The organism is Micromonospora sp. LOL_025 (assembly GCF_048060285.1).
GTDB lineage: Bacteria > Actinomycetota > Actinomycetes > Mycobacteriales > Micromonosporaceae > Micromonospora.
Genome location: NZ_JBHMIR010000004.1, coordinates 1 through 23,662, shown reverse-complemented (window position 1 = coordinate 23,662; position 23,662 = coordinate 1). Strand labels below are relative to the sequence as shown.

Genomic DNA, 23,662 nt, shown 5'->3' with positions numbered 1-23,662 from the left:
GTTGGAGGCACGATGGAAATTCCCCTGTACCAGGTCGACGCGTTCACCGACCGGGTGTTCTTCGGCAATCCGGCCGCGGTCTGCCCCCTGGACGAGTGGCTCAGCGACGAGGTGATGCAGGCGATCGGCCTGGAGAACAACCTCGCGGAGACCGCGTTCATCATCGACCGGGGCGACAGCTTCGCGCTGCGCTGGTTCACCCCGTCGATGGAGGTCGACCTGTGCGGGCACGCCACGCTCGCCGCGGCCCACGTGGTGCTGAACCACCTGCGGCCCGAGTGGGACGAGGTCACCTTTCACTCCAACACGGGTCCCCTCATCGTCAGCCGTACCCCGGAGGGACAGTTCGTGATGTCCTTCCCCGCGTTGCCGCGCGAGCGGGTCGACCCGCCGGAGGCCCTGCTCGCCGGTCTGTCGATCGCGCCCACCGCGGTGTACGGGGGCATGGACTACATGGCGGTCTACGACAACGAGGAGGACCTGCGCGCGATCGAACCCGACCAGCGGATGCTCGGGACCCTCGACCGCCGCGCGGTGGTCGTGACGGCCCCCGGCATCTCCTCCGACTTCGTCGCCCGCTTCTTCGGCCCCAAGCAGTCGATCCCGGAGGATCAGTTCACCGGGTCGGCCCACTGCATGCTGGTCCCCTACTGGGCGGACGTGCTGGGCAGGACCAGCCTGACGTCCCGTCAGTTCTCTCCCCGGCTCGGCAAGACGCTGACCATCCACGCCAACTGCGAGCTGCGCGGCGACCGGGTCATCCTGGGCGGGTCGACGCGCCAGTACCTCGCCGGCGTCATCACGCTGGACGACGACGAGGTCGCTCGACTCAGTCGCTGAGCTGCCGTGCCTCGGGCCGCGCCCCGTCGCCCGCCGCCCGTTCGGGCTGCGGCTCCGGGGCCGGCTCGGCCTCAGGCTCGGTGGGCATCTCGACCACCCGACGCAGCGGCGAGAAGTACAGCGGGACGATGGAGACGAGTTCGCCGGCGACCGCGAGCGCGAGGGTCTGGCGGACGCCGATGACGTTCGCGACCAGCCCCGCGACCGACGCGCCCAACGGGATCACGCCCCAGACCAGGAACCGCATCGTCGCACTCAACCGGGCCTGCATGCCCGGCGCGCACAGCGCCTGCCGGACCGACAGTTGCAGGATGTTGGAGACGACGATGCATCCCGAGGCGATGCCGTAGCCGATGGCGGCGACGATCAGCCAGGTACCGCTGCGCGCGAAGGGCAGCGGAATCGAGGCGATCCCCGCCAGCACGCACGCGCCGAGGACCGTCGGCCCGACGCCGAAGCGCCGGGACAGCCGCACCGCGAGGAGGGCGCCGAGGGTCGCGCCGGCACCGGCGCCGGAGAAGATGATCCCGATGTACGCCGACGGCAGCCGCAGCACCGACGCCAGCAGCAGCAGGAACATGGTGGTGGTCGCGATGTTGCAGAAGTTGTACGTCGAGCTGCGGATGGCCATCACCCGGAACATCGGCACCCGCAGCACGTAGCTGATGCCGTCGCGCACGTCCTTGAACAGCGTGGTGGTGCGTGGCGGCGGGGTCGCCGCCGCCCCGGTCACCCGGATCCGGCTGAGCAGCAGCGTGGCGATGCCGAAGCAGACGGCCGAGGCGCCGAGGACGTACGACGACGTGGCCAGCGCGAGCAGGAAGCCGGCGATGGCCGGGCCGGTGATCTCCGCCAGCGAGAGGGTGAACTCCACCCGCGAGTTGGCACCGGGCAGCAGTTGCCGGTCCACGATCCGCGGCAGGACGCTCTGGTAGGAGATCCCCAGGAAGACCGTGCAGAGGCTCCCCGCGAACATCAAGGCGTACAGCGGTTGGATGGAGAGACCGCCGCTCAGCGCCAGCGCCGCGATGGTCCCGAACACGGCCGTACGGCCCAGGCTGGCGAAGACCAGGACCCGCTCGACGCGCCGTCGGTCGATCCACGCCCCGGCCGGCAGCCCGATGAGCAGGAAGCCCAGGAACTCGCAGGTCACCAGGAACCCGACCTGCGCCGGTGTGGCGTTCAGGGTCTTCACGGCGAACAGCGGGATGACGACCGTCGCCACCTCGAAGCCGAACTGGCTGACGGTCTCCGCCGTCCAGAGCAGGCGGAAGTTCTTCTTCAGGGTGATCTCCTACCCGTGACCGGCGGCGATGTTCAGGCCCCCGGGTGCAGCAGCACCGGTGCCAGCAGGACGTTGGTGATGCCACGGACCACGGCCCCCGGCACGGTGGTCAGGCGGCAGGAGAAGCCGGTGCACCCACCGGGCCCGTAGTGCATCCCCCACACCGCGTACCAGTCCCGTTCCGTGACGCCGTCGGTGTCGAAGCCCGGCTCCGCCCGCTGGACGACCCTCCGTTGCAGGATGTGGCGACCGTTCTCGGCCGCCGAGGCGAGCGCAGCCTGCCACGTCTCGTCGTCGACCGTCCAGCCGGCCACCGTGCCCTCACCACGGGCCAGGGTGGTGGGTTTCAGGATGGTGACCGCCCGGTCGCGGACGAAACCGGTCAGGTCGGTGGCCGCGTCGACGTGGGTCGTCTCGGGAAGGATGCGCCGCAACGCGGCACGTTCGCCGTCGGTCAGCGCGTCCTGCACCTCGGGGAGCCACACCAGGGCGAGGCACGCCTTGCTGTTGTACATGTCGTGCACCGGCGAGGTGACCATCGGCGGCAGGGCGGAGCCCGGCGCCGGATGCAGCCGCTGCCAGGCCGCCACGGGATCCGGCTCTTCCGCGAGTTCCGTCAGGTTGAACAACCGCAGGAGGTGGGTCGCCCCGGCGACGTGGTCGGCGACGCTGCCGTCCGGCTCGTGCAGGTCCGCGACCTCCGCCAGGCGGGTCCGCAGCGGACGATCGGAGTACGCCTCCAGGCAGTCGCCCAGGGGACGCCAGTCGCCGGCCCACTCTTCGAGCGCGCCGGTCGCCTCGACCATGAGCACCTCCGCCGGCCCGGGCGCCTCGGCGTCGTGCCCCGGGCCCGTGGTCTCCACGGTGCGCAGCACGTCGAGCAGGGCGGTGATGGGGTCGGGGTGTCGCAGCCCGTGCCGCTCGGCGAAGGGCCGGAAGGCCGGCTCCTCCATGACGGCGGGGAGCCAGGTGGTGCGTTCGGCACCGCCGACGGCGGGGCTCAGGCCCAGCTCCAGGACCTTGAAGCCGGTCCCGTCGTGGATCAGGTCGGCGCGGCCGTACGGCACCAGGGCGGGCAGGTCGGTCCCGGCCAACAGCGGGCGCAGCACCGCCGGCACGTCGGTCAGCGCGCCGAACGCCGAGGTGCTGCCACCCGCCAGCAGGTGGGGCAGCCGTCCCACGACGTCGAGCAGCACCGTGAAGTCGGCGTAGAACGACGCGAGCTCCCGCTCGTCGACGAACATCACCCGGTGGAAGCTCTGTGCCTCGATGTCGGGCCCGAGCACCCGGCCGGCCGTGCGGGCCGGCAGATCCGGTGGCAGCTCACCGTCGCGTACCGCCCGGAGGTAGTCGGTTGCCGGGTCCTGCGAGACCGACCGTTGCGGCGCGCTCATGCGGCTGACCCCCGCGTGGCCGCCCGCCGGCGCGGGCGTGCGGTGCCGCCGGTGGGCCGCCGTGGCGTGCACCGTTCAGGCCGACAGGAACAAGGCACCGGCTGCCTCCAGATCGCGTAGCTTGCGGTAGTCATCCGAGATCGTCTCCGGGCTCTCGTGGACGAGGAAGACCAGGCCCGGGGTCGTGTACGAGTTGACGGTGACCTGCAACGCATCGCCGGCCTCGAGATACGTGTCGACCGCGTGGAAGGACGGCAGCGCGCGGAGCAGGCCGAGGTCGTAGCCGGCGAGGGTACCCGAGTGGCGCGACAGCAACTGCACCATGGCGGCGTGCCGGCGGAGAGCGGGACGCCAGTCCTCGCGGACCCGGGCGGCGAAACGGTCCGGGGCCACGATCGTCTCGGCCACCAGCTGCACCGCGTTGGTGCCCGTCGCCTCGGTCACCTGCGAGATGTCGATCGAGCCCATGAACCGGGCGCCGGTCTCGACGAGCACCGGCTCACCGGCGATCATCATGACCTCCGTGTGCGCCGTGCCCTCGCGGATGTCCAGGGCGTCGAGCACGCGCCCGACGAAACCGTGCAACTTCTCGAAGACGGCATCGCCCGGATCGACGAGCCGCTCCAGGTCGTAGAGCGCCGTACCGCCCTCGTGGCGCTTCTTCGTGTGCCAGATGTCCGAGACGACGTACTCGCCCCCGGCCGAGACGGTGTTGACGGCGTACTCGTCGCCGGTCATGAAGGGCTGGACGAGGAGTTCCCCGATCGGGGAACCGAACACGTCGGGTGCGCCCAGCCAGCCCTTGAACGCGGTGTCGAGGTCCGCCTCGGAGCGGCATCGCAGGAAGCCGAAGCTGCCGGAACTCGCCCGGGGCTTGACGACGGCGTCGCCCAGCCAACCCCCCGCGCGCAGCCACTCCGCCGCGTCGTCGCGGGAGGAGGTGCTCAGGTGCGGGATGACCGCGACGCCCTTGGCCGCCGCGGCCCGTGCCATGTGGTGCTTGTCGCGACGGCACCGGGTCGTCGCCGGGTCGTTGCCGGGTACGCCGAGCGCTCTGGCCAGCTGGTCACCCAGCTCGACACCGGTCTCGGCGCCGGCCACCACGCTGCGTGGCCGCAGTCCCGCCCGGTCGAGCCGGTCGACGATGGTGTTGACGTCGCCGTCGTGCAGGTAGGTGTCGAGATAGGCGTGGTCGACGCCGGTACGCAGGAGGAACTGCGGCAGGTCCGGGTCGCTCTGCACGTGCACCGCGCCGAAGCCGTAACCGGCGAGGGCCGGCGCGAGCGCGTTGGCCGTCGAGTACCCGTCCACGACGACACAGACTTCGCTGGCGTGTCGCATGATCCGCCTCAGGACTCTCGGGCCAGCAGGAAGTACCTCCGCATCGGAGGGATCATGTCGAGCCGCGCGGCGGCGGGCGAGTGCCGGGCCGCCCCCTCCAGCAGGTCGAACACGCCGTCCGGGGTGATGTCCCGGGTGAACATCGTCTTGATGGCGATCTTCAGGAAGTCCCGGTAGTTGGTGGTGTCCATGAGCACCCCGGCGCGCTCGAACGCCGCGAGTTCCTCCCGGTCGACCGGTTGCCGCGCGACCTGGTGTGTGCTCGGGATGCTGGGCGACTGGACCTCGCCGGTGAAGCAGGCGGCGAGCGAGTCGGCCTGGAAGTCGAGCACCAGGTGGGTGCGGTCCTTCGTCCAGTTGGAGACCGCGCTGTGGGCCTGGGTGGCGTCGAGGAACCAGATCTCACCGACGTTCATGTGGTAGAGCGTCGTGTTGTGCGAGCTGACGCAGGACTCGTCGGTCTCCAGCGGAAGGTGGATCCGGATCAGGTTCGTGTCGAGTTCGAGGTAGTCCCGGTGCGGCACGAGTGCGCTGCCGGGGGTCAGCCGGGCGAGCCGGCCGTACTTGAGGCGGGACAGGTCGAACAGCTCACCCACCAGATGCCGCACGTACGGCAGGCGCTGGCCCAGATCGGTGACGACGGCCGGGCCCTCGTAGGAGTCGAGTCCCGCGTCGAGGCCCTGGCCCGTGCCGTTCCACACCGCGCAGCTCTTCCAGGCGCCGCAGACGAAGTCGCTGTACTTGTCCGTGTAGGGGAACGACGCCATGGTGTCGAGGTCCGTGGCGAGGCCGTCGGCGTCGATGCCGCAGGTGCCGAGGATGCCGGTCTCGGTCGAGTTCATAACGGTGGTCATGGTCGGTACCTTCCAGCGGGGAAAGGGCGGAGCCGCACGTCGTTCGGGAGGGGGCGGCCGGCGTGGCTCACACGCCGAGTCGCTCCTTGAGCTCGGCGAAGAAGGGCACGTGGAGGAACTCCCGCTTCTCCGCGTCGTACCGGGTGTACCGGCGGGTGAAGTCGATCAGTCCGGCGCGGGCGGCCTCGACCCCCTCGGTCAGGACGACGTCCTCCAGCTCGGTGATCTCGGTGACGAGCGTGCTCAGCGCCCCGGGCAGGCTCGGCAGGAGCCGGATCCGCCCCTCGTCGATCGTCAGGCCCCCCTGCTCGCGCAGGTAGTTGAAGAGCAGTTGCGAGGCGATCGCGTCGTAGTTCGGCTTCGGGATCCCCTCGACCGAGTAACGCAGCAGCCGCTCGGCCAGGACGAACTCGAAGGACAGCGCCGCGAGGTCACGATCGATGTCCTCGTCGTCGAGGCAGACCAGCATCGACTTGACGTCGACCCGCATCTCCTCCAGGCCGGCCAGCGGCTTGTAGCTCTTCGCGGACAGGAACTGCGGGATCGGCATGCTGCCCGTGCGGTGGTGGAACTCGTGCAGCCGCACCCAGGAACCGGCGGCCCGCTCGACGCCCGCGTCGTCGACGCCGGACAGCAGCGGGAACGAGCCCGGGACCATGGCGGCGTCGATGAGTCGGCGGGTGAGGCGGTGCCGGGCGACGAACTTGTCGATGAAGTAGAAGATCAGGTCGTCCGGATCCTGGCGGCCGTCGATGTGGTTCTCCGGGAAGAGCGCCACGACGACCCGACTGTCGAAACCCGCGCTGTGCCGGAGCAGGTTGACCGGCATCGTCGGGCTCGGGTAGCGGCTCACCAGCACGGGGTCGGACGGGATGGGCTCGTACTCCAGGTAGTCCAGCCCGAGGCTCGGGAAGTACGCGGCCGAGAACACGGACAGGAGCGTGTTGTCGACCCGCGAGTTGATGTGCCGCTTCGTGGCCTTGAGCTGCGGCGTGTCGTGTGCGCCGGACAGATCCTCGACGAGAGCCCGGGCCGCGGGCCGGTCACCGAGCGCGGCCGAGTCGGCGATCCAACCGGCCAGCCGGCGCAGCGCCTCCGGCGATCCGGGCTCGGTCTCGCGCTGGTAGCGGGCGCGCAGCTCGTTCACTTCGTTGACGACGGCGTCTGTCTCCACTGCTGGGAGGGACGATCGCATGGCAGCTCCTTTCCTCGAAACCGGATGACTCCGGCGGTTGCCGCCACGGGCCCGGGGCGTCGTCGATGGCGGCCGTCAGTGCCGACCCCGGTCGGTCGCTACGACAGGTCCCGGGCGAAGTCGTCGAGCAGGTCCGCCCACGCCGGGACGTACGACTCCGCGAGCGCGACGAAGTGCCGTGCCTCGGCCGGGGTGGAGATCAGGTGGCTCATGCCGGCCTCGTCGTCGCTGACGGACGCGGCGTGCCCCGTCTCCGCCCTGATGTGCGAGTCGATCCAGGCGTAGTCGCGCTGCTCGGGAAGGACCTGCCGACCGTCCACGGTGACCTTGGCGTACAGGCGCCGGAACGCGACCGCGATGTCGAGGGCGATGGTCTCCACGACGCGGAGCTGGACCGCACCACCCAGTTCCTCGGCCGCCATGGAGTCCATGACGTCGAGGATGCGGGCCAGCGCGGCGGACTCGGCGGGCGCGTCGGCGCTGCCCAGGGCCGAACGCAGCGGCGCGCAGATCGTGTCCGCCCACCACAGGTAGTGGATACCGTCCACACCCTCCGGTGCGACCTCCGCGAACGCCGCCGCGCGATTGTCCAGATCGTCCCCGATGACGCGGTAGGCCATCTGATACGCTCCGAGCACCTCTCGACTCACTGAGTAGTCGCGAGCCAGGCGCCGCCCGTGGGCACCGAGGCTGGAGATGGTGGTGAACATGAACGACTGAGTGGTCCGCTGCCACTTCTCCGCGATCCGCAGCGCGCCGGCGGGGCTCACGGAGGTGGCCTCCTTCGCGCCGGCGAAGAACCGGTTGTTGCGCCGGGTGAGGCCGGCCTCGTCGATCAGCCGGTCGATGGTGGTGTCGGCCTGTAGACGGAGGTCGGTCAGGTCGAGTGTGGTGGTCATCGTGCCCTCCTCGCTTGTGGGACCGGGCGGAGCGCTCCCTGAAGCCCGCCAGGACAGGCCTTCGCCGACGAGGGGCATCCAGTCGACGCGGGCCTATGATCATCGAATACCGTGTATCGCGCAACGGGAAGACGACCGAACCCCTGTGCCTCCCCCTATACGGGTGCCAGCTCCTCGTTCAGGTGCCTCAGGCGCCGAAACCCTCGACCAACGTCAACTCGACGCGAGCGACGGTACGGTGCGGGCCAGTCCGTCGTCCGGCTCACCGGCGTCCACGAACGGCACCGCCAGCCTCTCCGGCACCCCCATGTTGCGGGCGAACACCTGGAGCCGCCGCTGCCAGGCGGCCATGTCGGCCGGCGGCGCGATCGGCACGGTGGCGCGGGCGACCAGATCTGCGTACTCGTCGCGATCCGCGTTGCCGGTGGCGATCGAGTGCCGGAGGGCCGCCTCCAGGTCGCGCTGCGCGTTGACGACGCACATCGTCCACTTGAGCAGGACCGTCGCGGTGCAACCAGGTGCGACGTCGAGCACCCCGGCGTTGCGTCGGAGCCGCGACGAGTCGGTGGTGTTGATCGCCACCTTGAGGTGGGCGGACACCACCTCGGCGCCCCGCACCTCCGGATACCACTGGCTGAGCTGGCGGAGCGCCAGTTCGGCGCGCTCCTTCGCCTCGGGGTGGCCGTTGCGCAGGTAGTGACGGAAGTCGTCGGGCAGCGCATAGGTCGTCGGGTCGACGCGATGCACCGCGATGTGGGCCGCCGGGGGGTAGTAGACGAGCGCGGTGTCCCGACTGAACGGGCTCAGCATGCCGCCGTACTCGTCTTCGAGCTTCAGGCACGTGTAGTCCCTCGTGGTGCCGTCGGGCAGGTTCACGAAGAGGATCTGACGCAGCGCCATGTAGATGGACGGCAACGCGAGCGACGGGTTGAGGCGGCGAGCCATCGCCGGGGTCTCGGTGGCGGCGCAGAGACTCACCTGGTCACCGACGACCGTCTTCCGGAGACCGTCCTCGACGTACTCCACCTGGTAGGTGCCGTCGGAGCGGCGGCTCACCTCGGTGACCTCGGCGCCGCCGCGTACCTCGACGCCGCAGCGGCGCAGCTCCTGGTCGAGGAGCGCGGTGACGACGACCGGGTTGATGCCCCGCTGCGGGGTGACGAAGGTGGCGCCGACGTCGGAGATCCCCTCCGGAGCCGGGATCTCGCGGCAGACCTGCTCCGGTGCGCCGAACAGCGCGTTGGCCGGGTCCTCGGCGCACCGCTGCGCGTAACGGTCCTGGATGACCCGCATGTTGTCCCGGCACTGGCCGATGATGTCCGTGCCGCTGTCCTGCATGGCCCGGGAGGCGATGACCCGGCTGTGGTCCTTGCCACCGAAGACGAGGTCGGGGAAGAAGCGTTCGTTGACCAGTCGCCCGTCGAAGCAGTCCCGGGCGCTCTGCGGATCGAACGGGTACTCGGCACCGCTGTGGTTCTCGCTGACGATGTTGCTGGCCCCCGTGCAGATCGGGTGGGCCTCGGGGGACCGGGCCTCGGCCCGCTCCAGCAGAAGGACCCGGTATCCCGCGCGTCTGCGCATGATCGCGGCCAGGCAGCCCGCGATACCTCCGCCGATCACGATGTGCAGCTCGGTTCGCTTCACTCTGTCAATCCCTCTGTCATGGGCAACGATCCTTTGCCGCGGCACGAGCCGAACCAGTTCTCGGGTTCGACACCGTGCCGGCCGGACGGCGCGTCCTGCGGCGGATCTTGGGGTGGGAGAGCGGTGATGTGGCAGGCCGGGGACGTTGGCCGGAGGAGGGGCGCCCTCGTTGGCGGTAGACGGTAACAAACTTCGATCAACCCCGGAAGGATCTTCCGATAGGACAGGGGTTCGAGCGAGCGGGGCTGCTCACACCGCTCTCACCAGCACCGTTGCCGGATCGGGGGCGCCCACGTTTCGCGCTCCGGAGCGGATGAAGTCGATCTGTACCCTCTCTGCCATGTCTGGTTCCCCCCTCGTCGAAGACCTGCGTGCGGCGCTCGGCGACGCCGTACTGACCGACCCCGACCTGCTGCGGTTGCACCGCAAGGACGAGGCCGACCTCTGCGAGGCCGGCACGCCGCTGGTGGTCGTCCGTCCTCGTAGTACGTCCGACGTGGTCGAGGCGGTGACGATCGCCGGACGGTACGGGGTGCCGGTGGTGCCGCAGGGAGCGCGTACGGGGTTGGCGGGCGCGGCGAACGCGGTCGACGGCGCGGTGGTGATCAGCATGGTCGCGATGAACGCGGTGCTGGAGATCGACCCGGTCAGCCGGATCGCCGTGGTGCAGCCCGGCGTGGTGAACGCGGCCCTGTCGGCGGCCGTGGCGAAACAGGGGTTGTGGTATCCGCCGGATCCTGGATCGTGGGAGATGTCGACGATCGGTGGGAACGTCTCCACCAACGCGGGTGGCATGTGCTGCGTCAAGTACGGCGTGACCACGGAGTACGTGCTGGGTCTGGAGGTGGTGTTGGCTTCCGGAGAGGTGTTGCGTACCGGTCGGCGTACCGCCAAGGGCGTGGCGGGGTACGACCTCACCCGGCTCTTCGTGGGTTCCGAGGGCACCCTCGGTGTGATCACCGAGGTGACCGTGGCGCTGCGGCCCGCTCCGCCGGAGTCGCTGACCATGGTGGCGGTCTTCCCCACCACCGCCGCCGCCGGCCGGGCGGTCGCCCGGATCGCCGAGGAGGGGCTCACCCCCAGCCTGCTGGAACTGATCGACCGCACGTACCTGCGGGCTATCGAGGCGTACCGGCCGATGGGCCTGCGTACCGACGTCGAGGCGCTGCTGCTGGCGTCGGCGGACACCGGCTCCCAGGCCGCCGGAGACCTGGCGCGGCTCGCCGAGCTGTGTGAGGCGGCCGGCGCCGACGAGGTCTACGCGGCCACCGACGCCGTGGAGGCGGCGGCCCTGCTACAGGCCCGCCGACTGGGGCACGCGGCGATGGAGAAGTTCGCCAGGGAGTCGTTCCCCGCCGGCAACGGCGGGATGGTGATCGACGACGTGGCGGTGCCCCGGGCCGCGTTGGCGGCACTGCTCGACGGGGTGGCCCGGATCGCGGCGGAGTGCGACGTGACGATCGGCGTGGTCGGCCACGCCGGGGACGGCAACATGCACCCGAACATCGTGGTGGACCGGGCCGACCCGGCGAGCCTCGAACGCGGCCGGCGCGCGTTCGACGAGATCATCCGCCTCGGCCTGGAGCTGGGCGGCACCTGCACGGGCGAGCACGGCGTGGGCCTGCTCAAGCGCGACTGGCTGGCCCGCGAGATCGGCCCGGTGGGCATGCGGGTGCACCAGGCGATCAAGGCCGCCCTGGACCCGGCCGGCCTGCTCAATCCCGGCAAGGTCTTCTGATGTCCGCCGCCCTCCGGCGGGCCGCACGGAGATGAGGAGAGCGTGCCGACCATAGCCATCGTCGACGGGTACTCCGCAGGCAGCGCGCTCAGCCGGGCGCTGGCCGAGCGAGGGGTGACCTGCGTCCACGTACGCAGCGCCGAGTCCCTCTACGACTACTACCTGAAGACGTTCCGCCCCGGCGACTACGCGGTCGATCTCGGCTTCGTCCCCGACGCGGACAGCCTCGTCGACCGGCTGCGGGCGCTCGGCACCGACCGGGTCGTCGCGGGCACCGAGCCGGGGGTGATCCTCGCCGACACGCTCAACCACCTGCTCGGTACGCCCGGCAACGACATCGCCACGGTCACCGCGCGGCGCGACAAGTCGGCCATGGCGGCGACCGTGGCCGCCGCCGGTCTCGCCGTGCCCGCCGGCCGGTGCTTCGAGTCCGTGGACGAGGCGGTCGCCTGGTACGCGGCCAGCCTGGCCGGCCCGGCCGTCGTCAAGCCCGTGGACGGCGTGGGCACCGACAACGTGCGGTTCTGCGAGAATCTCGACGAGGTGCACCTCGCCTGCGCGACGGTCCTGGCCTCGTCCAACCTGTACGGCGTCCCCAATCGACGCGTGCTGGTGCAGGAGCGGCTCGTCGGGACCGAGTTCTACGTCAACACGGTCTCGTACGCGGGGACCCACCGGGTCGCCGAGATCTGGCGGTACACGAAACGGCCGGGTCCGGGCGGCGGTCCCATCTACGACTACGAGGAGCCGGTCGACCGGGGCTCGGCCCTGGCCCGGCAGCTCCGTGAGTTCGTCTTCGGGGTGCTCGACGCGCTCGGTATCCGGTCCTCGGCGGCACACACCGAGCTCATGCTCACCGATCGGGGGCCGGTGCTGATCGAGACCGGGGCCCGCCTCGGCGGAGCGACCCTGCCCGACGTCGTGGCGAAGTTCTGCGGCGTGTCGCAGACCTTCCTGCAGGCCCAGCACCTCGTCGATCCGACGTCGCTCGGGCGGTTCGACGACCGTACGTCGGGCTGCGCCGCCGCCGTCCGGAACGTGTCGCTGATCAACCCGGCTCCCGTCGCCGCGCAGGCGGGGGACTGGTGCTCCCGGCTGTCGGAGCTGCCGGCGGTCGTGGCGGTCGCCGCGAGTTGCGCCCCCGGGGCCGAACTGCCGCAGACCGTCGACCTGTTCAGCTCGCCCGGCTACCTGTACCTCGCCGCGGAGGACCCGGCCGAGGTCGAGCGGGACTACCAGACGTTGCGCCGATGGGAACGGCACGGCCTGTACGGCAGCTGACCTGGCGCGGCGGAGGCCGGGGCGGCGCGCGGTCCCGGGATGCCGGGTGGGTGCGTGCGGCCGGGACGGGACGCTCGGCGCTTCCGGTTCGATCGCGGGCGTCGACGGGGTAAGAAGGGGCGGAGGAACAACCGCTCACCGGAAGGACCGCCCCGATGACCCTGGAACGACCGATCGCCCCGGACCCGTACGAGCTGCTGCCGACCGTTGCGTCGTTCACGCTGACCAGTGACGACGTGCAGAACGGCGAGCCGATGGACGCCGCGTACGCCCACGGCAGCGTCGGGGGCGAGAACGTCTCGCCGCAGCTCGCCTGGTCCGGCTTCCCGGCCGAGACCAGGGGCTTCGTGGTGACCTGCTTCGACCCGGACGCGCCGACGGGCAGCGGGTTCTGGCACTGGGTCCTGGTCAACCTGCCGGCCGACGTGACGCGGCTGCCGCGCGGCGCGGCCGGGGACGACCTCCACGGCGCCTTCACGGTCCGCAACGACTACGGCGAGCAGGGCTACGGCGGCGCCGCCCCGCCCGCCGGCGACCGGCCGCACCGCTACGTCTTCGCGGTGCACGCCCTGGACGTGGAGCGGCTCGACGTCACGCCCGACGCGACTCCCGCCTACGTGGGCTTCAACCTGGCCTTCCACACCCTGGCCCGGGCCGTGATCCGACCCACCTACCAGATCAAGGAGTAACCCGGGCCCGCCCCGACCTCAGGAGGGGACGCGGGCCACCGCGAAGACCGACTGGCCGAACGGGGGGAGGACGCGCTGTTCCGCCGCCTTGGTGGCGGGAAGCACGAGGGTGTCGTAGACCTTGACCATCGGGCCCTCCTTTGGCATCAGCCGGAAGACCTTGGTCGCCATGAAGTAGCCGATCAGGCCGAGCGCGTTCGCGTAGTGGATCTTCTCCACCGTCAGGCCGGCGTCGGTCATCGCGGCGGCCAGGGTCTTCTTCGTGTAGCGGCGTACGTGGCCGGTGGCGATGTCCGCCGGGCTCATCGCGAACTGGAACGCGGGCACGATGATGATGACGTTGCCACCCGGCCGGACCAGGTCGCGCATGCTGCACAGCGCGCCCACGTGGTCCTCGATGTGCTCCAGCACGTTGTACGACACGGCGGCGCTGTAGTCGCCCCGGTCGTGGTGCGGCAGCAGCATCTGCCGGACCTCGATGTGGGGCTGGTCGGCCAGCCGCTCCTTGAGCAGGACGAGCCGGTCCGGGTCGGCCTCGGTGGCGGTGAAGCGCGGCAGGTGCTCCGCCCACTCCAGCGCGTAGTCGCCGAGCCCGCTGCCGATCTCGATCGGGTTGTCACCGAGGTGCGGCAGGGCCAGCTCGACGAACCAGCGACGGTGGTTGACCGCCGTCGCGAGGCCCTCCAGGACCTCGGACTGCACGCGCTGATCCCCAGTGATTTCTGCCATGCGTCGATTCCTCACGATATGAACTCGACCCGCGCCTGGACCGACAGAGTGAATCATCCGCACTGGCGGTAGAAAAATCGGGGCACCCGTGGTGGCCGAAATGCGGTCGGGGGTGGGCACGTGATCGGCGGTCGGCGAACCCGGCACATGGTACGCCAGTACCCCGAAACATGTCACGGCGGCGTCATGGCCTGACTACTCTACGAATCGTCATGACTACTCCTGAATCGGGTCTTCCCGCCGGCGGGTCAGGGCCCGGGGCGGCGGCGGGCGGGCCCGACCGGGGCGTACGGCCCTGGAAGGGGTGGTGGACGGACGTCGCCGCGGTGGCGAGTTTCGTCGCGCTGGGCTTCTGGGTGACCGCGCGGCTCTGGCTGCGCCCGTCTCACGGCATCCGGGACAACCGCACCGACCAGTCGCAGTTCGAGTGGATGATGGCGCACGGCGCGCGCGTGCTGACCGATTTTGTTGATCCATTCACGTCGGACCGGATGAACGTGCCGGAGACCGTCAATCTCATGGCGAATACGTCCGTATTATCCGTTTCTCTGCCAATGACGCCCGTCACGCTCCTGCTCGGTACCCGCGCGTCGTTTCTGCTCTTTCTCACGCTGGGCATGATCGCCACGGCGACGGCCTGGTACTTCCTGCTGTCCCGGGTGGTCGTCGGCGCCCGCGGGCCGGCCTGGCTCGGCGCCGCGTTCTGCGCGTACGCCCCGGCGATGGTGTCGCACGCCAACGCGCACCCCAACATCGTCTCGCAGTACGTGGTGCCCCTGATCGTCTGGCGCACCCTGCGGCTCGCCGAGCCGGGCCGCTGGCTGCGCAACGGGCTGCTGCTCGCGGCGGTCATCGTGTGGCAGGCATTCCTCAACCTCGAGGTGCTGCTGATGACCGCCATCGGGCTGGGCGTGGTGGTCGGGGCGCTCGCCCTCGGCCGGCCCGAGCTGCGCCGGCGGGCCCGGCCGTTCCTCGCGGGCCTGGCGGTGGCCGCCGCCGTGGCGCTGGTGGTGCTCGCGTACCCGCTTCACGTCCAGTTCTTCGGCCCGGGGGCGTACCACGGGCTGTCCTGGCTGATCCGGGGCTACTCGACGGACCTCGCGTCGTTCGTGGCGTACTCGCGGGAGTCCCTGGCCGGCGACGCCCGCAGCGCGCAGGGGCTGGCGAACAATCCCACCGAGGAGAACGCCTTCTTCGGCTGGCCGCTGGTGGTGCTCGTCGTCGCCCTGGTCTGGTGGCTGCGCCGGCACGTCGTGGTACGCGGCCTCGCCGTCCTCGCGCTCTTCTTCGGCCTGCTCTCCCTCGGGCGGGAGGTGCAGCTGGGCGGCAGGGGGACCGGGATACCCGGCCCCTGGGCGGCGTTGGAGAACCTGCCCGTCCTGCACTCGGTGGTGCCGACCCGGTGGGCGCTGGCGATCACCCCGATCGTCGGGGTGCTGCTCGCCTACGGGGCGGACCACGTGCGCGCCCTGGCCGCCCGGCACCCGCGGGCACGCCCGCAGATCCGCTTCGCCACCGTCACGGTGCTGGCCATGGCCCTGCTGCCGATCCTGCCGACCCCGCTGCCCACCACCCGGCTCGACCCCGTGCCCGCCTTCGTCACGTCGGGCGCCTGGCGGCCGTACGCGGACGGCGGGCGGAGCATCGTGACCCTCCCGCTGCCTGACACCCACTACGCCGATCCGCTGCGCTGGTCGGCGCGGACCGGGCTGGACATGCCCATCGCCCGCGGCTACTTCCTCGGCCCGGACACCCGCCCCGGTCGGGACCGGGTCGCCCTCTTCTCCGCGCCGCCCCGCCCCACCAGCGAGTTCTTCGCCGAGATCCGGCGGACCGGCGCGGTGCCGCCGATCACCCCGCAGGCGCGGGTCGACGCGGTCGGGGACCTGCGGTACTGGCGGGCGGGCGCGGTCGTCCTCGGGCCGCACCGGCAGGCCGACGCGCTGCGCCGGGGCATGACCGAGCTGACCGGCGTCCGCCCCACGTACACCGGTGGGGTCTGGCTCTGGGACGTCCGCCCGTTCACCGACTGACGCCGGGCGGCCCGGAGGCGGCCGGTCAGGCCTGACGGACGCAGCAGCCCTGGCAGATCTTGGGCTTGGGGAGGGTGAACGCGAGGCAGCAGGTGCGCCGCTGCACGGTCGGCTCGCCGTTGGGGCCCGGGACCAGCTCCACGAGGTCGGCGAGGTCGAGCGCGCCGAACAGCGTCTCGATCGCCTCGACCGACGAGCCGGGCAGGCCGTCGGCGGCCCGGAGGATGCCGTGGGCGATGCCGGAGGCCACCGACCCGAGCAGGGTACGCGCGCCGATCCGGACCTCGGCCTGGATCGCGGCGACCATCGGGGCCAGGTGGGCGTCGAGCAGCGAGGCCCGGAGCGCCTGGAGCAGTTCCGCCTCGTCCGCGACGACCCGCACCTCGGGCAGCCCGGCGAGCGCCAGCGGGTCACTCGGCAGCACCGCGACCGTGGTCGAGCGGCGCAGGCCCATGGTGAGCAGCGGTCGGTGGTCCTCGAAGTGGATCAGCACGTCGGCCGGGTCGAGCAGCGGCACCCGTCGGGCCGAGGCCCAGCCGAGCGCCACCGGCAGCGCCGTCCAGTAGCTGTAGGACTTCCAGGCCAGCGCGGCGCACGCGTGCGGGGTGCCACCCCAGCGCGAGCTGGCCGAGCGCAGGAACTCCGGCAGGAGGGTGCCGTCGACCAGGGTGGTCGCCGGGCTCCAGCCGAACTCGTCGTGCACCAGCAGGCCGGGCGCGAGACCGGGCACGTGGTCGGTGCCGAACATCGCGCGCATGGCGGCGGTGACCGGCGCCAGCGGCGCGGCGGCGGTGTCCCGCTCCGGCATCACCGCTGTCACTGGACTCACCACCCCGTCGTCGCCGTCGGCGGGCAAGCCGCCCGTCGCTCAGCTAAGGCTAGCCTAACCACACTTTCCTGGATAAGGGAAGGCTTGCCTGCGTCGGATCCGGAAGGGGCCGGTTCGCTGCGCCCGCGTCCGGCGTACTACCCGGTCAACAGGGCGGAAAACGTCGCCCCAGTATCGACAAGCATCGCTTTCTGTCAAGGTTCGTGTCGGCAAGGTGCCAGTTCCGTGTGTGCGTCGCCACAGAACGTGAAACTGATACTCCCGGCCACGAGGAAGCTGATGACCTCACCGCTCGATCGGGCTGCCGACTCCTTCGCCGCCGAGATCGCCCGGCACCGCACGGGGCGGGGGCTGTCCAAGAAACAGCTCGCCACCCTGATGGGCTTCGACCCGTCGTACGTCAGCCACGTCGAGGGGCGGCGGCACCGCCCCACCGAGGACTTCGCGCGCCGCGCGGAGGCCGTGCTGGAGGCCGGCGGCGCGATCTGGCAGCGCTTCAAGGAGTACGACGAGCTGCGGCACGCCCGGGCCGAGCGGGCGCACCGGGACCCACCCGTACCCGGGCAGTGGATGCCACCCGGCACCGGGCTGATCGTCGAGCGGGAACTCGCCACCCTCACCCATCTCGGCGACGCCTACCGCTGCGTCATCCGGCGCGAGCTCTACAACGCCGGCACCGAGCCGGTCACCCGCTACCTGGTGCGGATCGCCGTCGACCGCTACCCCAACGACCCGGGCCGCTCGAACCTGCACCACCGGGAACACCCGCTGACCTTCGCCGAACTGCGGCTACGGGCGTACCGGGAGGACGGGGACGAGCGGGAGGCGATGCACTGGCGGGCCAAGCACGACCGCGACGCCTTCAAGGAGCTGTGGCTGCTCTTCGAGAACGCCGACCGGCGCTTCCCGCTCTATCCCGGAGACCGGGCCACCATCGAGTACGCGTACTGCGTCGGGCACGACAAGTGGGGCCCCTGGTTCCAGCGGGCGGTCCGGCTGCCCACCCGGCAGATGGCCGTACGCCTGGACCTCCCGGCGGCCGTCGACCCGCAGGTGTGGGGCGCGGAGACCTCGCTCTCGGCGGAGGAGGGCCCGCTGCGCACGCCCGTGATTAGGCGCGAGGACGCCGACCGGGTGATCTTCGACTGGGCGACCGAGGACCCGCCGCTCAACGCGCGGTACCGGTTGCAGTGGCGGTTCCGCGGCCGACCGGACGCCGAGCCCGAGGAGGCCGGGCGGGTCCGGCCCAGCGACCGGATGCGCGGCATCGGCATCGTGCAGCGCGGCGCCGACCTGCTCCGCCAGCCGGCGCGCCCGTTCGACCTGCCCCGCGAGGAGCGGGAGGCCCGGGACGTGGCCGACCGCCTCGCGGCGACCCTGGTCCGCCTCGACGAGCTGCACCCGTTCCGCAAGGGGGTGGGCATCGCCGCCCCGCAGCTCGGCCTCGGCCGGGCGGTGGCGGTGGTCCGGCCCCCCGACCGGTCGGCCGACCCCGTCGTGCTGCTCAACCCCCGCGTCGTCGACGCCTCCCCCGACAGCGACGAGCAGTACGAGGGATGCCTCTCCTTCTTCGACCACCGGGGCCTGGTGCCCCGGCCGCTCCGGCTCGACGTGGAGCACGCCCAGTACGACGGCAGCCGGATCATCACCTCGTTCGAGTTCGGCATGGCCCGGCTCGTCGCCCACGAGATCGACCACCTGGAGGGGCGGCTCTACGTCGACCGGATGACGCCGGGGGTGCCGCTGGTGCCGGTCGAGGAGTACCGCGAGACCGGCCGGCCCTGGCGCTACTGACCCGCCCGCACGCGCGCGTACCGGCGGCACGACCACGTCCGCACGGGTGGGAAGGACGGCCGGGCGGACGTGGTCGTGCGGGGCGGTGCCGGTCCGCCCGTTGGGGGACCGGGGCGCGTGCCCCAGGGGGCAGGGGCACGCGCCCCGGTATGGGGGGAGGAACGCTTCTAGAGGTTGCCGAAGGTGTCGTAGCGGGTGTTCTCCGGCGGGACGCCGTCCTCGGCGAGGACCCGGAGGGTGGCCCGGACCATGCGGGCGGACCCCGAGACGTAGCAGTCGTGCGCCGTCCACGGGCCGTACCGGCTGACCACGTCGGAGACGTCACCCAGCTCGCCGTCGAAGTCGGGATCCTCGCTGCACGCCGGAGTGACCGACAGCCACGGGTGCGCGGCCACCAGCTCCTGGAGCCCGGCCAGGCCGTACAGGTCCGCCGCCGTACGGGCGCCGTAGAAGACGTGCACCCAGCGGGTCCGGTTGTAGCCGGCCAGCTCCTCCACCAGCGCCTTGATCGGAGCCAGCCCGACGCCACCCGCCACGCAGAGGATGTCCCGCTCCGAGGAACGGTCCAGCGTCATCGACCCCATCGGAGCCGCCACCCGGAGCAGGTCGCCGGGCTTGACCCGGCGGACCAGCGCCCCGGACACCCAGCCGGCGCCCGCCGGCGTACGGACGTGGAACTCCAGCAGGTTGTCGTCGTTCGGGGCGTTCGCCACCGAGTAGGTGCGCCACACCCGGGGCAGGTGGCGGGGCACCTCCAGGCTGACGTACTGGCCGGCCTTCCACGACAGCGGATGCTGCAACGCCCGGCAGGTCAGCACCGCCGTGTCCCTGCCGTACCGCTCGTGGGTCAGCACCTCCGCGTGCCAGAACGGCGGATTGTCGTCGGCCGCCGCGCCGGCCAGCATCTTCTCCGAGATCGCCGCGTACGCGTCCCGCCACGCCTGGTCGTACTCCAGGTTCCAACCGTCGCCGGCGATGCTGCGCAGCGCGTCCAGCAGCGCCACGCCCATGGTCTCGTAGTGCGCCGCGTCGACGTGGTACTTGCGGTGGTCCCGGCCCAGCGCACGCAGGTACTCGTCGAAGCTCTCCGGATCGCCGACCGTCTGGGCGGCGGTGACGATCGCCTCCAGGATCCGGTCGCCCTGCCCGGTCATCTCCACCGGGAAGAGCTTGCGCAGCTCGGGGTCGAGAAGGAAGAGCCGGGCGTAGAAGTGACCGCTCAGCCGCTCCCGGTGCTCCTCGACCAGGGTCCAGCTCTCCTTCAGCAGCCTTGCGAAGTCGTCCACGGGGCGCGCTCCTTCTCCTGACGGCGGATCGGGCACCCATAGAATGTCCACGGAGCGTGCCGACCGGTCGCACAGAATGTGCGATCGGCTCGTGAGGCTCGTTCGGGCGGTGCCGCCGGCCGTCGGCGTCGGGCAGAGTGGTGCGGTGACCGTTGAGCTGGAACGCCCGGCGACCCGCCGGCTGCTCGGCACCGAGACGCTGCTCGTGCTCGGCCTCTCGCTCGGCCAGTCCGCCGTCTACGCGACGGTGTCGATCGTCGCGAAGCTGACCGCCGACGGGCCGCTGTCGAAGCAGACCGCCGCGCTCAACACCTCGGTGTCGCCCCGGCCGTGGCTGGACCTGACGTACCAACTGCTCGGGATCGTCTTCGCGCTGCTGCCGGTGCTGCTCGCCGTACACCTGCTGGCGCGGGACCCCGGCGATCCGGCACGGACGCTCGGCCTGGACGCCAGGCGGCCCGGTCAGGACCTGGCCCGCGGCGCCGGTCTGGCCGCGCTGATCGGCCTGCCCGGCCTGGCGCTCTTCTGGGCGGCGGCCCAGCTCGGCGTCAACGCCACGCTGGTGCCGGCCGCCCTGCCCGAACTCTGGTGGACGGTGCCGGTGCTGATCCTCGCCGCCGTGCAGAACTCGGTGCTGGAGGAGGTGATCGTGGTCGGCTACCTGGTCACCCGGCTGCGCCAGCTCCAGTGGCGGATCGGCGCGATCGTGGTCACGAGCGCCCTGCTGCGCGGCTCGTACCACCTCTACCAGGGCTTCGGCGCGTTCCTCGGCAACGTGGTGATGGGCGTCGTGTTCAGCCTCTTCTACCTGCGCACCCGCCGGGTCATGCCGCTGGTCGTCGCGCACACGCTGCTCGACGTCGTCGCCTTCGTCGGCTACGCCCTGCTGCCGAGGGAGTGGTTCGACTGGCTCTGACGCCACCCAACCGTTCCGCCCCCGCCCGGCTCCGGTTCTGCTGGTAGATCTTGGCGAGTTCAGGCCCCCACAGGAACCGTTTCCTGCCAAGATCTCCGGCGATCCGCACCTTTCCCGGCGTGCTTCGCTCAGCCGGGCGGGCGCCGGTGCCACGCTGGGCGTCTGGGTGGCCGGCGCGGGTCAGCGGGGCGCGGGCCGCCGGTAGGCGTTGAACGCGCGGGCGGCGAGCCGCTCGGCCGCCGCCGTGTCGCCGGCCGCCGCCGCCAGCACCGACGCGCCGGGCAGCAACCGGGACGCCAGCCGCAGCGCCAGCCACCCGCCCGCCTGGGCGACCAGCGGCGCCGCCAGCCGCCACGCGGCCTCCGCCGCCCGCGGCCAGCCCGCCGGCTCGGGCGCCTCCGCCGCCCGGGCCGCCGCCAACGCGGCGCGCGCGCTCTCCGCGTCCGGGTGCACGCGGGTCAGCACCAGCAGCTCCACCGCCCGGTCCGGATCGGCCGGGTCCAGGCCGTACGCCGCCGCCAGGTGCAGCACCAGGTTGGCCTGCGCCCACAGTACCGCCGCCAGCTCGGCCACCGGCGCGAAGAGCCCTGCCAGCGCGGCGGTCGCCCCGCCCACCCCGGCCTGCCGGACGAACCGCCGGGTAGCGAGCCGCGCCAAGCCGTCCGCTTCCGCGTCGGGGTACGCGTCGCGGAGCCGCTGCGCCCAGTCGCGGGCGCGCGGCCCGACCGCCTCGACGGCGGCCAGGGCCAGCAGCTCCGGCGCGAAGGCGGGATGCTCCAGCACCCGCGCGGCGGCCAACCGAAGGACCGTTTCCGGCGTACGCCCCGGCGGTGTGCCCGCCGCTCCGGCGCTGGTCTGCCGCTCGACCACCTGCGGGGGCTCGGCGGCGTCGGGCGCGGCGGCCGGGGCCTGGACCGCGACCGGCACCGGGGCGGGCGTCGCCGGGACGGCCTTCTTCGCGGGCGTCGCTCTCCGAGCGGGCTCGGTCCCCGCGGCGGGTGCGGCCTTTTTCGCGGGCGTGGCCTTTTTCGCGGGCGTCGCTTTCTTCGCCGGCGTGGCCTTCCGGGCGGTGGTGGTCTTCCGGGCGGGTGTGCCTCTCGTCGCAGCCGGGGGCGCCGCGCCTTCCGCCGTCGCCGGCTCTGCGGCCTCCATCGCCGTCGGCGTCCCGGCCTGGTCTGTCGCCTTCACTGGCGTCGTCGGTCCTGTCGGTGCGGCCTTCTTCGCGGCCGCCCTCTTCCCGGGCACCTTGTGCGCGGGGGTGGCGTTCCCGTCGGAGGTCTGCGTGTCCGGGGCGGGCGGGCCCGCAGCGGTGGCGGATGCCGGCTGGTCCCCGGCAGCGGCGGACGCGCCACCACCGGTGTGTGCGACGTCACTCCCACTGGTCTCGTCCGCCCGGTCGGGCCGCTCCCGTGGGGCCGGTTCGGTCGCGCGGCCGGCCTGGCGGGGCAGCGGCGGATCGGCCGAGGGGGGCTGAAAGAGCACCGCAGGCGCCGGCTTCGCCCGCCGGGGGCGCTTCCCGGACTCCTTCGGCTCGGCCGGCTCCGGCGGCGCGGGGGGCGGACTGAAGGTCGCCTTCGGGGAGCGTCGGCGCGCTCCCTCAGCAGGCTCTCGGCGGGTCGGCTCGCGCGGCGGCTGCTCCTGCATATCGATGGAGCGTAGTCCCGATCACGCCCGCCCACAGCAGAGAAAGACAAGGCCGGGGCGAGTCCCGGCCTCGTCCGGCGACAGCCCGGCGCACAGGTGGAGGGACGGACCGGGGAAGTCGCTTTGCTCCCGATGGGTGAGGCCCTGTATCCTCGGGCGCGGTGGTCTGCAGGGCCACCAGGGAGACTTCGCCTAGTCTGGTCTATGGCGCCGCACTGCTAATGCGGTTGGGGTCTTAAAGCCCCTCCCGGGTTCGAATCCCGGAGTCTCCGCGCGAAAGCCGGGTGTGTAGACTGGCCAAGCACCGAGCGCCCGTAGCTCAACGGATAGAGCATCTGACTACGGATCAGAAGGTTAGGGGTTCGAGTCCCTTCGGGCGCACAAACGATCAAGGCCGTGACCTGCGGAAACAAGGGTCATGGCCTTTTTCTATCCCATTTTCCCGACCGTGTTTCCCAAACTTCGGGACGTTGGTGCTCCTCTGTTTCGGCGGGGGTGTGTGCTGGTCTGTGCCGCAACTGTCGGTGACGGTGTGATTTGGTCGTATGGGTTCAGACGGACCGGAGAGCGACGTGGGCCGCAGGTTCGGGGAGGTGCGGTCCGCCGCTTCCGATTAGTGGTGTCGATGTCGCTGCCTCGACCGCTGGTGATCGGATCCATCGGACCCGGCACAGGGCCGGCGTTCCACCCCTGGACGCCGGCCCCGCTGCGCGTTGTCGACGGAGTGCAGTAGAGCAGGCACTTGGCCGTCGACGGCGCGACCCCTCGAGGTGGTTACCGATCGAGGCTGTCATTGGTGACGGGATCGTCGAGGGCACGTACAGGCTGGGTGGGTAGCGTCAAGAGCATTCCGAGACTGTCCTTCGCTGAGCACGGCAGGCAGAATCAGGTGAGCCCGATGTGCCGGTGCTTCCACGCCCGCGTCGGTCGGCGAGGACTTCAACGGTGAGAGGTTGTCGTGCGCGCTCGGCGTTGGGGGCTGTCGTGATCGCTGACGGCGTTGAGCGTGTCGCGTCGTCGCCGCCGGGTGTGCGGTTGCGGGTGCTGTTGGTCGAGGACGACGAAGGCGACGCCTTCCTTGTCGGTGAGTTGCTCGCCGAGACGAACTCGATGATCGACCTGGTGGTGGCGACCAGCCTCAGCGCCGCCAGGGCGCGGGTGACGGGCGTCGACTGTGTCCTGCTCGACCTCGGCCTGCCGGACGCGCAGGGCCTCGACGGGCTGCGTCAGGTGCTGGAGATGGCCAGCGGCGCCGCCGTCTGCGTGCTGAC

General features: G+C 71.6%; 18 protein-coding genes, 2 tRNA genes and 1 pseudogene. 10 read left to right on the top strand and 11 right to left on the bottom strand.

Annotation, left to right across the window (positions count from 1 at the left end; all coding sequences use genetic code 11):
- Window positions 1–12 precede the first annotated feature (12 nt).
- Entirely contained in the window at window positions 13–840 is an 828-nt protein-coding gene (locus tag ACFHW0_RS06860; RefSeq protein ID WP_416606202.1) for a PhzF family phenazine biosynthesis protein, read from the top strand.
- Here the strand turns inward: ACFHW0_RS06860 and ACFHW0_RS06855 are convergent.
- The 7 genes from ACFHW0_RS06855 to ACFHW0_RS06825 form a co-directional block, all read right to left on the bottom strand.
- Entirely contained in the window at window positions 830–2,065 is a 1,236-nt protein-coding gene (locus tag ACFHW0_RS06855) for an MFS transporter (protein WP_416606200.1), read from the bottom strand. The two genes, ACFHW0_RS06860 and ACFHW0_RS06855, sit on opposite strands and share 11 nt — an antisense overlap.
- Before the next feature lie 92 nt (window positions 2,066–2,157).
- Entirely contained in the window at window positions 2,158–3,519 is a 1,362-nt protein-coding gene (locus ACFHW0_RS06850; protein WP_416606198.1) for a hypothetical protein, read from the bottom strand.
- Window positions 3,520–3,594: 75 nt separating this feature from the next.
- A complete protein-coding gene (locus ACFHW0_RS06845; protein ID WP_416606196.1) occupies window positions 3,595–4,860 on the bottom strand; it encodes a hypothetical protein in 1,266 nt (421 codons plus the stop codon).
- 8 nt (window positions 4,861–4,868) lie between these two features.
- Complete coding sequence (locus tag ACFHW0_RS06840; protein WP_416606194.1) at window positions 4,869–5,714, bottom strand: aspartyl/asparaginyl beta-hydroxylase domain-containing protein; 846 nt, start codon at window positions 5,712–5,714, stop codon at window positions 4,869–4,871.
- A gap of 67 nt (window positions 5,715–5,781) precedes the next feature.
- On the bottom strand, window positions 5,782–6,909 hold the full coding sequence (locus tag ACFHW0_RS06835; RefSeq protein ID WP_416606192.1) for a DUF6421 family protein: 1,128 nt from the start codon (window positions 6,907–6,909) through the stop codon (window positions 5,782–5,784).
- A 98-nt stretch (window positions 6,910–7,007) separates the two neighbouring features.
- Window positions 7,008–7,808, bottom strand: a complete 801-nt coding sequence (locus tag ACFHW0_RS06830; protein WP_416606190.1) for a DUF6202 family protein — start codon at window positions 7,806–7,808, stop codon at window positions 7,008–7,010.
- A gap of 213 nt (window positions 7,809–8,021) precedes the next feature.
- Entirely contained in the window at window positions 8,022–9,452 is a 1,431-nt protein-coding gene (locus ACFHW0_RS06825) for an FAD-dependent oxidoreductase (RefSeq protein ID WP_416606188.1), read from the bottom strand.
- A gap of 340 nt (window positions 9,453–9,792) precedes the next feature.
- Between ACFHW0_RS06825 and ACFHW0_RS06820 the strand changes: the two genes are divergently transcribed.
- The 3 genes from ACFHW0_RS06820 (at window position 9,793) to ACFHW0_RS06810 (ending at window position 13,160) form a co-directional block, all read left to right on the top strand.
- Window positions 9,793–11,190, top strand: a complete 1,398-nt coding sequence (locus ACFHW0_RS06820) for an FAD-binding oxidoreductase (protein WP_416606186.1) — start codon at window positions 9,793–9,795, stop codon at window positions 11,188–11,190.
- A gap of 42 nt (window positions 11,191–11,232) precedes the next feature.
- Window positions 11,233–12,471 carry an ATP-grasp domain-containing protein gene (locus ACFHW0_RS06815; RefSeq protein ID WP_416606184.1) on the top strand — a complete coding sequence of 413 codons (1,239 nt, stop codon included), beginning with the start codon at window positions 11,233–11,235 and terminating at the stop codon, window positions 12,469–12,471.
- A 155-nt stretch (window positions 12,472–12,626) separates the two neighbouring features.
- Window positions 12,627–13,160 (top strand): YbhB/YbcL family Raf kinase inhibitor-like protein, encoded by a 534-nt coding sequence (locus tag ACFHW0_RS06810; RefSeq protein ID WP_416606183.1) that lies wholly within the window; start codon window positions 12,627–12,629, stop codon window positions 13,158–13,160.
- Between the two features lie 18 nt (window positions 13,161–13,178).
- Here ACFHW0_RS06810 and ACFHW0_RS06805 read toward each other — a convergent pair whose 3' ends face one another.
- Window positions 13,179–13,889 (bottom strand): class I SAM-dependent methyltransferase, encoded by a 711-nt coding sequence (locus tag ACFHW0_RS06805; protein ID WP_416606182.1) that lies wholly within the window; start codon window positions 13,887–13,889, stop codon window positions 13,179–13,181.
- Window positions 13,890–14,101: 212 nt separating this feature from the next.
- Here ACFHW0_RS06805 and ACFHW0_RS06800 point away from each other — a divergent pair, with 212 nt between their 5' ends.
- Window positions 14,102–15,922 (top strand): hypothetical protein, encoded by a 1,821-nt coding sequence (locus ACFHW0_RS06800; RefSeq protein WP_416606180.1) that lies wholly within the window; start codon window positions 14,102–14,104, stop codon window positions 15,920–15,922.
- Between the two features lie 25 nt (window positions 15,923–15,947).
- On the opposite strand, the gene ACFHW0_RS06795 is transcribed toward ACFHW0_RS06800, so the two are convergent.
- Complete coding sequence (locus ACFHW0_RS06795) at window positions 15,948–16,730, bottom strand: IucA/IucC family C-terminal-domain containing protein (protein ID WP_416606697.1); 783 nt, start codon at window positions 16,728–16,730, stop codon at window positions 15,948–15,950.
- Between the two features lie 297 nt (window positions 16,731–17,027).
- Here ACFHW0_RS06795 and ACFHW0_RS06790 point away from each other — a divergent pair, with 297 nt between their 5' ends.
- Window positions 17,028–18,545: a peptide deformylase gene (locus tag ACFHW0_RS06790; protein ID WP_416606696.1), complete on the top strand. Its 1,518-nt coding sequence runs from the start codon at window positions 17,028–17,030 to the stop codon at window positions 18,543–18,545.
- 167 nt (window positions 18,546–18,712) lie between these two features.
- Here the strand turns inward: ACFHW0_RS06790 and ACFHW0_RS06785 are convergent, their stop codons facing one another.
- Entirely contained in the window at window positions 18,713–19,831 is a 1,119-nt protein-coding gene (locus tag ACFHW0_RS06785; protein WP_416606179.1) for a globin domain-containing protein, read from the bottom strand.
- 145 nt (window positions 19,832–19,976) lie between these two features.
- On the opposite strand from ACFHW0_RS06785, the gene ACFHW0_RS06780 reads away from it, so the two are divergent.
- Window positions 19,977–20,747, top strand: a complete 771-nt coding sequence (locus tag ACFHW0_RS06780) for a CPBP family intramembrane glutamic endopeptidase (protein WP_416606177.1) — start codon at window positions 19,977–19,979, stop codon at window positions 20,745–20,747.
- A gap of 180 nt (window positions 20,748–20,927) precedes the next feature.
- Here the strand turns inward: ACFHW0_RS06780 and ACFHW0_RS06775 are convergent, their stop codons facing one another.
- Window positions 20,928–21,674, bottom strand: coding sequence for a hypothetical protein (locus tag ACFHW0_RS06775; protein ID WP_416606176.1), 747 nt, complete (start codon window positions 21,672–21,674; stop codon window positions 20,928–20,930).
- 898 nt (window positions 21,675–22,572) lie between these two features.
- Here ACFHW0_RS06775 and ACFHW0_RS06770 point away from each other — a divergent pair.
- The 3 genes and pseudogenes from ACFHW0_RS06770 to ACFHW0_RS06760 all read left to right on the top strand — a co-directional run.
- Window positions 22,573–22,663, top strand: a tRNA-Ser gene (locus ACFHW0_RS06770).
- Window positions 22,664–22,699: 36 nt separating this feature from the next.
- Window positions 22,700–22,772: transfer RNA gene (locus ACFHW0_RS06765), tRNA-Arg, on the top strand.
- Window positions 22,773–23,432: 660 nt separating this feature from the next.
- Window positions 23,433–23,662 (top strand): annotated as a pseudogene (locus ACFHW0_RS06760) (transcriptional regulator); the annotation flags it as partial.

What these genes read in the sequence shown, in the direction of transcription:
- ACFHW0_RS06800 (WP_416606180.1), top strand. Translation starts at nt 14,102, where the DNA reads ATGACTACTCCTGAATCGGGTCTTCCCGCCGGCGGGTCAGGGCCCGGG.
- ACFHW0_RS06835 (WP_416606192.1), bottom strand. Translation starts at nt 6,909, where the DNA reads ATGCGATCGTCCCTCCCAGCAGTGGAGACAGACGCCGTCGTCAACGAA.
- ACFHW0_RS06850 (WP_416606198.1), bottom strand. Translation starts at nt 3,519, where the DNA reads ATGAGCGCGCCGCAACGGTCGGTCTCGCAGGACCCGGCAACCGACTAC.
- ACFHW0_RS06860 (WP_416606202.1), top strand. Translation starts at nt 13, where the DNA reads ATGGAAATTCCCCTGTACCAGGTCGACGCGTTCACCGACCGGGTGTTC.
- ACFHW0_RS06845 (WP_416606196.1), bottom strand. Translation starts at nt 4,860, where the DNA reads ATGCGACACGCCAGCGAAGTCTGTGTCGTCGTGGACGGGTACTCGACG.
- ACFHW0_RS06810 (WP_416606183.1), top strand. Translation starts at nt 12,627, where the DNA reads ATGACCCTGGAACGACCGATCGCCCCGGACCCGTACGAGCTGCTGCCG.
- ACFHW0_RS06830 (WP_416606190.1), bottom strand. Translation starts at nt 7,808, where the DNA reads ATGACCACCACACTCGACCTGACCGACCTCCGTCTACAGGCCGACACC.
- ACFHW0_RS06805 (WP_416606182.1), bottom strand. Translation starts at nt 13,889, where the DNA reads ATGGCAGAAATCACTGGGGATCAGCGCGTGCAGTCCGAGGTCCTGGAG.
- ACFHW0_RS06795 (WP_416606697.1), bottom strand. Translation starts at nt 16,730, where the DNA reads ATGCCGGAGCGGGACACCGCCGCCGCGCCGCTGGCGCCGGTCACCGCC.
- ACFHW0_RS06840 (WP_416606194.1), bottom strand. Translation starts at nt 5,714, where the DNA reads ATGACCACCGTTATGAACTCGACCGAGACCGGCATCCTCGGCACCTGC.
- ACFHW0_RS06820 (WP_416606186.1), top strand. Translation starts at nt 9,793, where the DNA reads ATGTCTGGTTCCCCCCTCGTCGAAGACCTGCGTGCGGCGCTCGGCGAC.